This window comes from Actinoallomurus sp. NPDC052308 (assembly GCF_040679195.1).
Lineage (GTDB): Bacteria > Actinomycetota > Actinomycetes > Streptosporangiales > Streptosporangiaceae > Actinoallomurus > Actinoallomurus liliacearum.
Genome location: NZ_JBFAUM010000002.1, coordinates 1,104,895 through 1,112,533, shown reverse-complemented (window position 1 = coordinate 1,112,533; position 7,639 = coordinate 1,104,895). Strand labels below are relative to the sequence as shown.

The 7,639-nt window shown below is 71.5% G+C and carries 8 protein-coding genes; 5 read left to right on the top strand and 3 right to left on the bottom strand.

Annotation, left to right across the window (positions count from 1 at the left end; translation table 11 throughout):
• The first annotated feature begins 197 nt into the window (after positions 1-197).
• The 5 genes from mmsA (at position 198) to AB0L00_RS11290 (ending at position 5,878) form a co-directional block, all read left to right on the top strand.
• Positions 198-1,745 carry a multiple monosaccharide ABC transporter ATP-binding protein gene (gene mmsA / locus AB0L00_RS11310; protein ID WP_364431547.1) on the top strand — a complete coding sequence of 516 codons (1,548 nt, stop codon included), beginning with the start codon at positions 198-200 and terminating at the stop codon, positions 1,743-1,745.
• Positions 1,742-2,986, top strand: coding sequence for a multiple monosaccharide ABC transporter permease (gene mmsB, locus AB0L00_RS11305; protein ID WP_364431544.1), 1,245 nt, complete (start codon positions 1,742-1,744; stop codon positions 2,984-2,986). Before mmsA ends, mmsB begins: the two co-directional genes overlap by 4 nt.
• A gap of 23 nt (positions 2,987-3,009) precedes the next feature.
• The gene (locus tag AB0L00_RS11300; protein WP_345367495.1) at positions 3,010-4,044 is read left to right on the top strand and encodes a LacI family DNA-binding transcriptional regulator; all 1,035 of its coding nucleotides are present in this window, start codon (positions 3,010-3,012) and stop codon (positions 4,042-4,044) included.
• Positions 4,045-4,072: 28 nt separating this feature from the next.
• Positions 4,073-5,122: a galactose-1-phosphate uridylyltransferase gene (gene galT / locus AB0L00_RS11295; RefSeq protein ID WP_364431541.1), complete on the top strand. Its 1,050-nt coding sequence runs from the start codon at positions 4,073-4,075 to the stop codon at positions 5,120-5,122.
• 141 nt (positions 5,123-5,263) lie between these two features.
• On the top strand, positions 5,264-5,878 hold the full coding sequence (locus tag AB0L00_RS11290; protein ID WP_364431539.1) for a TIGR04222 domain-containing membrane protein: 615 nt from the start codon (positions 5,264-5,266) through the stop codon (positions 5,876-5,878).
• 99 nt (positions 5,879-5,977) lie between these two features.
• On the opposite strand, the gene AB0L00_RS11285 is transcribed toward AB0L00_RS11290, so the two are convergent.
• Genes AB0L00_RS11285 through AB0L00_RS11275 form a run of 3 tightly spaced genes read right to left on the bottom strand, consistent with a single transcriptional unit; the run spans position 5,978 to position 7,591 of the window.
• Positions 5,978-6,739, bottom strand: a complete 762-nt coding sequence (locus AB0L00_RS11285; protein ID WP_364431536.1) for an SDR family oxidoreductase — start codon at positions 6,737-6,739, stop codon at positions 5,978-5,980.
• Positions 6,739-7,221 carry an SRPBCC family protein gene (locus AB0L00_RS11280; RefSeq protein WP_364431533.1) on the bottom strand — a complete coding sequence of 161 codons (483 nt, stop codon included), beginning with the start codon at positions 7,219-7,221 and terminating at the stop codon, positions 6,739-6,741. Before AB0L00_RS11280 ends, AB0L00_RS11285 begins: the two co-directional genes overlap by 1 nt.
• Positions 7,196-7,591 carry a metalloregulator ArsR/SmtB family transcription factor gene (locus AB0L00_RS11275; RefSeq protein ID WP_345367505.1) on the bottom strand — a complete coding sequence of 132 codons (396 nt, stop codon included), beginning with the start codon at positions 7,589-7,591 and terminating at the stop codon, positions 7,196-7,198. The genes AB0L00_RS11280 and AB0L00_RS11275 overlap by 26 nt, the downstream gene beginning before the upstream one ends.
• Positions 7,592-7,639 lie beyond the last annotated feature (48 nt).

Genomic DNA, 7,639 nt, shown 5'->3' with positions numbered 1-7,639 from the left:
GGTCCAGCCGTCGGAGACCAGGACATAGTGGCCGCCCGTGTGCAGGTTCAGCCGCAGGCCGCTGTACCGGTAGCGGTAGGCCGCCTTCTCGTCGGCGCCGCCCGCCCGGCGTCACATGAAGGGCATGCCATGACCGAGCGGAGCGAGGGAATCAACAGGCGCAGCACCTTGGTCATGGGGCCGACGAAGGAGGTTCCATGACCGACGACGCGATTCTGCGGATGAGCGGGATCACCAAGACGTTCCCCGGCGTCAAGGCGCTGCAGGACGTGAACCTGGTGGTGCGACGCGGCGAGATCCACGCGATCTGCGGTGAGAACGGCGCGGGCAAGTCCACCTTGATGAAGGTGCTGTCCGGGGTCTACCCGCACGGCTCGTACGAGGGCGAGATCCAGTTCGACGGCGAGCCGTGCCGCTTCTCCGGCATCCGCGACAGCGAGAAGCACGGCATCGTCATCATCCACCAGGAGCTGGCGCTCAGCCCCTACCTGTCGATCGCCGAGAACATCTTCCTCGGCAACGAGCGGGTCAGCCGGGGCCTCATCGACTGGAACAAGACGAACGCCGACGCCGCCGAACTCCTCACCCGCGTCGGCCTGGACGAGAACCCGGTCACCCCGGCGATGGACCTCGGGGTCGGCAAGCAGCAGCTCGTGGAGATCGCCAAGGCGCTGTCCAAGGACGTGAAGCTGCTCATCCTGGACGAGCCGACGGCGGCCCTGAACGACGCCGACTCCGCGCACCTGCTCGACCTGCTGCGCGGCCTCCGCGACCAGGGCATCACCTGCGTGATCATCAGTCACAAGCTCAACGAGATCAAGGCGATCGCCGACTCGACGACCATCCTGCGGGACGGCCGTACGATCGAGACCCTCGACATGGAGAAGGACCTCGTCACCGAGGACCGCATCATCTCCGGCATGGTCGGCCGCGACCTCGAGCACCGCTACCCCGAGCACGAGTCGAACGTCGGCGAGGAGGTGCTGCGGATCGAGGACTGGACCGTGCGCAGCCCGACGCAGCACGAGCGCCTCGTCGTGTCCGGAGCCAACCTCACGCTGCGGCGCGGCGAGATCGTCGGCCTGGCCGGGCTGATGGGCGCCGGCCGTACGGAGCTGGCGATGAGCGTGTTCGGCCGCAGCTACGGCGTGGGCATCACCGGCCGCATCTTCAAGGAAGGCAAGGAGATCCGCGTCCGGTCGGTCCGCGAGGCCATCCGGCACGGCATCGCGTACGCCACCGAGGACCGCAAGCGGTACGGCCTGAACCTCATCGAGGACATCAAGCGGAACGTCTCGACGGCCGGACTGCGCAAGCTCGCCAGGCGGGGCTGGGTCAACGACAACGAGGAGACCCGCGTCGCCGAGGGCTACCGCAAGAGCATGAACATCAAGGCGCCGACCGTCGCGGCGATCACCGGCAAGCTGTCCGGCGGGAACCAGCAGAAGGTCGTGCTGTCCAAGTGGCTGTTCACCGACCCGGACGTGCTGATCCTGGACGAGCCCACCCGCGGCATCGACGTCGGCGCGAAGTACGAGATCTACTCGATCATCAACGAGATGGCCGACCAGGGCAAGGCCGTTCTGGTCATCTCCTCCGAGCTGCCCGAGCTGCTCGGCATCTGCGACCGCATCTACGCGATGTCGGCCGGGCGCATCACCGGTGAGGTCCCCCGCGCGGAGGCCACGCCCGAGCGGCTGATGCAGTACATGACCCGTTACGACGAGGAGCAGGTAGTTTCATGAGCAGCGTGGCACCGGCCCGCTCGGACCAGGGCGAGGCCCCGCCCCCGTCCCGCAGCGTGGCCGACCGGATTTTCTCCGTCAACCTGCGGCAGAACGGCATCTATGTCGCGTTCGCGCTGATCGTCGCGCTGTTCGCGATCCTCACACACGGGGACCTGCTCTCGCCGGAGAACATGTCCAACGTTCTCGTGCAGAACTCCTACATCCTGATCCTGGCGATCGGGATGATCCTCATCATCATCGCCGGGCACATCGACCTGTCCGTCGGCTCGGTCGTCGCCGTCTGCGGCGCGATCTCCGCCGTGCTGATGGTGAACCACCACATCGCCTGGCCCCTCGCCGTCGTGCTCACCCTGGTCGCGGGCGCGGTGATCGGCGCGTGGCAGGGCTACTGGATCGCCTACTTCGAGATCCCGGCGTTCATCGTGACGCTGGCCGGCATGCTCGTCTTCCGCGCCCTCACCCTGACCGTGCTGGGCAACCAGGGCATCGGCCCGTTCCCCGACCAGGTGCGCACGCTCGCCAACGGCTTCCTGCCCGGCTACTTCGGCAACGTCGGCCTGGGCCCGCTGGGCGGCGGCGACCTGTTCACCCTCATCGTCGGCGTGATCGCCGTCGTGGGCATCGTGGGCACCCAGTGGCGGGCCCGCCAGGGCCGCGTCGGCTACGGCCAGAAGGTCGAGGCGCTGCCGCTGTTCGTCGTGAAGATGGCCCTCGCCGCGCTGGTCGTCATGTTCATCATGGTGCAGCTCTCGCGGTTCAAGAACATGCCGGTCGTGCTCGTCGTCCTGACCGTCCTCGTCCTCGCGTACACCCTGGTCACCACCCGCGCGGTCTTCGGCCGGCACATCTACGCCCTCGGCGGCAACCTCCAGGCCGCCCGGCTGTCCGGCATCAAGACCAAGTCCGTGGTGTTCTGGCTGTTCGTCAACATGGGCGTGCTCGCCGCGCTGGCCGGCATCATCTTCGCCGGACGGCTCAACCAGGCCGGTCCGACCGCCGGCACCAACTTCGAGCTGGACTCGATCGCGGCGGCGTTCATCGGCGGCGCGGCGGTGCAGGGCGGTGTCGGCAAGGTGGTCGGCGCCATCACCGGTGGTCTGATCATGGCCGTGATCAACAACGGCATGTCGCTGCTCGGCGCGCCGAGCGAGCGGGTCATGCTGATCAAGGGTCTGGTGCTGCTGGCCGCCGTCGCGTTCGACATCTGGACCAAGCGCCGCGCCGGCGCGGCCCGCTAGCCCCGCTCAATAGGATCGATTCCATGACCGCAGACCCCGAGGAGCGGGGCGACGCGCGAGTCACGGCGCGCCCCGGCCTCCGGGATGTGGCCAGGCTCGCCGGGGTGTCGCACCAGACCGTGTCCCGGGTCTTCCAGGATCACCCACGGGTGAGCTCGGAGACCCGGGCCAAGGTCCTGGCCGCGGCCGCCCAACTCGACTTCCGGCCCAACGCCTTCGCCCGCGCCCTGGCCACCGGCCGGTCGCGGACGCTCGGCGTGGTCAGCTTCGACGCCACCCTGTTCGGGCCCGCGTCGATGATCAGCGAGATCGAGCGGTGCGCTCGGGAGGCCGACTACTTCACCAGCGTCATCGCGCTGCAGTCGGCCAGCGAGCGCTCCATCTCCGCGGCGGCCGAGCGGCTGCGAGGGCAGGGCGTGGACGGGCTCATCGTGATCCCCGGGCACGTGCCGCTCACGCAGACCACGAAGCACCTGCCGTCCGACCTGCCCGTCGTCGTCATGGAGAGCGAGACGGTCGTCCCGGCGGTCGGGGTGGACCAGTACACCGGCCCGAAGGCGGCGACGCGCTACCTCCTCGACCTCGGCCATCGGACGGTGTACCACCTGCCCGGCCCGATGTCGTGGCTGGAGTCGCGCGAGCGCGCCCGGGGCTGGCACGACGCGCTGACCGAGGCGGGCGCGCCGGTGCCGCCGACCATCCCGGGCGACTGGAGCGCCGGGTCCGGGTACGACCGGGGCCTCGCGCTGGCCGCCGACCCGGACGTCACGGCGGTGTTCGCCTCCAACGACCAGAACGCCCTCGGGCTGCTCCGCGCCCTGCACGAGGCGGGCCGCCGGGTGCCCGACGAGGTCAGCGTCATCGGCTTCGACGACATCCCCGAGGCGGCGTACTTCATCCCGCCGCTCACCACGATCCGGCAGGACTTCGCCGCCGTGGGCCGGTCCAGCGTGAACCTGCTGCTCGAGCAGATCGAGACCGGCCGCCGCAGCGACAAGAAGATCATCATTTCCACCGAGCTGGTCAGCCGCAGCAGCGCCGGGCGACCTCCCGCGTAGTACGCCCGGTCTCCGCGAAAGGAAGACGATGTCCGCCCACGCCGTCACCGCGTCCGCCGCTCGCACGTCCGTGCGGCTCGCGGACGGACGAGAAATCATCTACTTCGACGACAAGCCCGGTTTGGACCGTTCCGCACCGGACCGGCGGGACCTGCCGCCGTACGCGCCCGCCGCCGAGCTGCGCTACGACGTGCTGCACGGCGAGGAGATCCTCATCGCCGCGCACCGGCAGAACCGCACCTACCAGCCCGCGCCCGGCGAGTGCCCGCTCTGCCCCTCCCACGGCGACCACCTCAGCGAGATCCCGGCCGCCGACTACCACGTCGTGTCGTTCGAGAACCGCTTCCCCTCGCTCGGCGGCCCGGCCGGCGGGCGCTGCGAGGTGCTGTGCTTCACCAGCGAACACGAGGGGTCCTTCGCCACCCTGTCGCCCGAGCGGCTGGCCACCGTCGGCCGCGCCTGGGCCGACCGCACGGCGGACCTCGGCGCCCGGCCGGACGTGGAGTACGTCTTCCTCTTCGAGAACCGCGGCGCGGCGATCGGCGCGACCCTGCCGCACCCGCACGGCCAGATCTACGCCTTCCCGTACGTTCCGCCGACCCCGCGACGGATGCTGGCCGCCGCCGAGCGGTTCCGCGCCGAGCAGGGGCGGTGCCTGATGTGCGACGTCGTCGCCCGCGAGGCCGCCGGGCCGCGCGTCGTGGCCGAGACCGACGGCTTCCTCGCGTACGTGCCGGAGGCCGCCCGCTGGCCGTACGAGGTGTACGTCGCCCCGCGCGCCTGCGTGCCGGACCTGCCCGCCCTGGAGGCCGCGCGGCGCGACGAGCTCATGGGCCTGTACGCCGACGTGCTGCGCCGCTTCGACGCCCTCTACGAGCACGCGACGCCGTACATGGCCTGCTGGTACCAGGCCCCGGCACGGGTCTCGCGCGACGCGGCCCACCTGTGCGCCCGGATCTACACGCCGCAGCGCACCGCCGACAAGCTCAAGTTCCTGGCGACGGCCGAGACCGGCGGCGGCGCGTACATCAACGACGTCCTCCCCGAGACCGCCGCCGCCCGCCTCCGCGAGATGTAGGAGCAGTCCCCTCGGCCGGCGGCCGCTGCTCCGGTGCGGGCGACGGCCGGTGGCCCGGTGCGGGCAACCGGCGTGGGGCGCCGTGCGTCCCATCGGGTGTCGGGGGGAACGACACGTGCCCCGCGCGGGAGGTGACGGCGCATGACGCCCGACCACGACCTGTCCCCGTACGACGTCGCCTACCTGTTCGCCGGGCCCGACCGCGTGGCGGTCGTCGCGCTCGTCGGCCTGCACACCGACGGGCGCGTCCGGATCACGGCCGACCGGCACCGCGTCTACGCCGAGTCGCGCGACGGCGACCTGCATCCGGTCGAGACGGCCGCGCTGGCCCTCATCCCGGCCGTCGGCCGGGTACTCGGCCTGACCAGGATGCTGATCACGTTCTCCCCGGCCGTCACGGAGGTCGGGCGACGGCTGTACGCCGACGGACTGCTCCCCGGCTCCCGCCTGAGCGGGCTCTGGCGGCGGGACCGGATCAGGAGGATCCGGTCCCTGCGCCGCGAACTGGCCGAGGCGCCCGAGGGCCTCATGCGGGTCGCGGTCCGGGGAGTCGCCGGCATCGCCGACGACGAGCTCCGGACCATCTTCGAGACCCACGTCTACACGCCGCCGAAGCATTCGCCGCTGACGAACCCGAAGCGCGACCGGCCCGTCGACCTGCTGCAGCCCGACACCCGCCTGAACGACGCCGTGTCCGGCTACTACGCGGACGGCGTGGACACGGGCGGCATGGACGCGGGCGGCGGCAGCTGGTAGCCGGTCGTCCCAGTGCCGCGGGAGCGCGACGGCGCGGTCGAACGCCGGGTCGCGGCCGGTGGCGGGCTCCTCGTCTCCGGGCGGCCCGCGGCGTGCGGCTCAGCCGGGGACGGAGCCGCAGGTGATGTTGATCGCCGTGCCGGTGATCGTACGGGCGAGGTCGGAGGCGGCGAACGCGGCGGCGTTCCCCACGTCCTCGAGGGTCGCCGCGCGGCCCAGCATCGTGCGCGCCTCGATGGCCTCGACGATCGCCTCGTCGCCCGGGAAGCCCGCCGGCAGCGTCTCGGGGACGCCGCCGGTCTGCAGGGTCACGACGCGCACGCCGTACGGGCCGAGTTCACACGCGAGGGCACCGCGCAGCGACTCCAGCGCGCCGAACGCGACCTGCAGCCCGCCGACCCGGGGCGTCGGCGGGCCGTACCCGCCGAACAGCAGGATCGCCCCCGAGCGCTGCCGCGTCATGTGGCGCGCCGCCGCCCGCGCGGTCAGGAACGTCGTGCGGATCGCCGTCACGACCGGCCGTTCGAAGTCCGCCAGGGACATCTCGGCGAGCGGGGTGCCCTGGACGTCGCCGTGCGAGATGAGGTTGACCGAGACGTCCAGACCGCCGAAGGCCGAGGCGACCGCGTCGGCGTGGTCGTCGACGGCCCGGGCGTCGAGCGCGTCGAACACCGCGAGCTCGGCCGCGCCGCCCGCCGCGCGGATCCGCTCGGCCGCCGCCTCGAGCGGCTCCGCCGTCCGCCCGACCAGGTGGACGCGCGCTCCTTCGCGGGCGAACGCCCGCGCGACCGCGCCGCCGATCATCCCGCCGCCCCCGTAGACGACGGCGTTCCTTCCGTCGAGCATCCCCGTGCCGGGCATCAGCGGCCCTGGAGGTCGGCGAGGAGCTCCTCGAGGCGCTCGCTGGACTCACGGACGCCGTACTCCGCGCCGGAGGCGATCATGCCGTCGCGGTCCTCGACCGACTGGAAGCCGGAGACCGACCGCACCAGCGTCCGGCCGTCGGCCTCGGTGAACGTCACCGTCTCCAGCGCCACGTGGCCGGGCACGCCCTCGTACTCGAAGGTCTGCACGATGCCGCCGTCGACCGACGGCGCGCCGTGGAAGACGCCGTGGAAGCCGTGTTCGTGACCTGCGGGGTCGACGCTGACGTAGCGCCAGCGGCCGCCGTCGCGCGGCTCGTGGCGGTCCCAGCGCATGGTCAGGTCGCGGGGACCCAGCCAGCGCACGATCAGATCCGGGTCGGTGTACGCGCGGAACACCAGGTCGCGGGGCGCCTCGAACTCCCGCTCGGTGACGATCTGCGGGATGCCGGGCTCAGCGGTGATCTCGGTCTTGCCCATCGTCGTCCTCCTCCTTCGCGGCCGCGTCGGTGCGGCCGTCCGGTCCTCGTCCCTGCAGTGCCGCGAGCAACTCGTCCAGCCGCTCATGGCTCTCGTCCCAGAACCGCTGGTACCGGGCCAGCCAGGTGGTCACCTCACGGAGCGGCTCGGCCTGCAGGTGGCTGAGCCGGGCCGTCGCGCGGCGGGTCCTCGAGATCAGCCCGGCGTTCTCCAGCACCTTGAGGTGCCGGGAGATCGCCGGCTGGGACACGTCGAACGGCGCGGCCAGCTCGGCCACGGTCGCGTCGCCTTCGGTCAGCCGCGTGAGGATGGCGCGCCGCGTCGGGTCCGCGAGCGCCGCGAAGACCAGGCTGATCCGGTCGTCCGGCACTTCATAACCACCTTGTTTTAGAACGAGTATGTTAATAATCAGGGCGTA

Coding starts and splice junctions, on each gene's coding strand:
- mmsA (WP_364431547.1), top strand. CDS start 198: ATGACCGACGACGCGATTCTGCGGATGAGCGGGATCACCAAGACGTTC.
- mmsB (WP_364431544.1), top strand. CDS start 1,742: ATGAGCAGCGTGGCACCGGCCCGCTCGGACCAGGGCGAGGCCCCGCCC.
- AB0L00_RS11300 (WP_345367495.1), top strand. CDS start 3,010: ATGACCGCAGACCCCGAGGAGCGGGGCGACGCGCGAGTCACGGCGCGC.
- galT (WP_364431541.1), top strand. CDS start 4,073: ATGTCCGCCCACGCCGTCACCGCGTCCGCCGCTCGCACGTCCGTGCGG.
- AB0L00_RS11290 (WP_364431539.1), top strand. CDS start 5,264: ATGACGCCCGACCACGACCTGTCCCCGTACGACGTCGCCTACCTGTTC.
- AB0L00_RS11285 (WP_364431536.1), bottom strand. CDS start 6,739: ATGCCCGGCACGGGGATGCTCGACGGAAGGAACGCCGTCGTCTACGGG.
- AB0L00_RS11280 (WP_364431533.1), bottom strand. CDS start 7,221: ATGGGCAAGACCGAGATCACCGCTGAGCCCGGCATCCCGCAGATCGTC.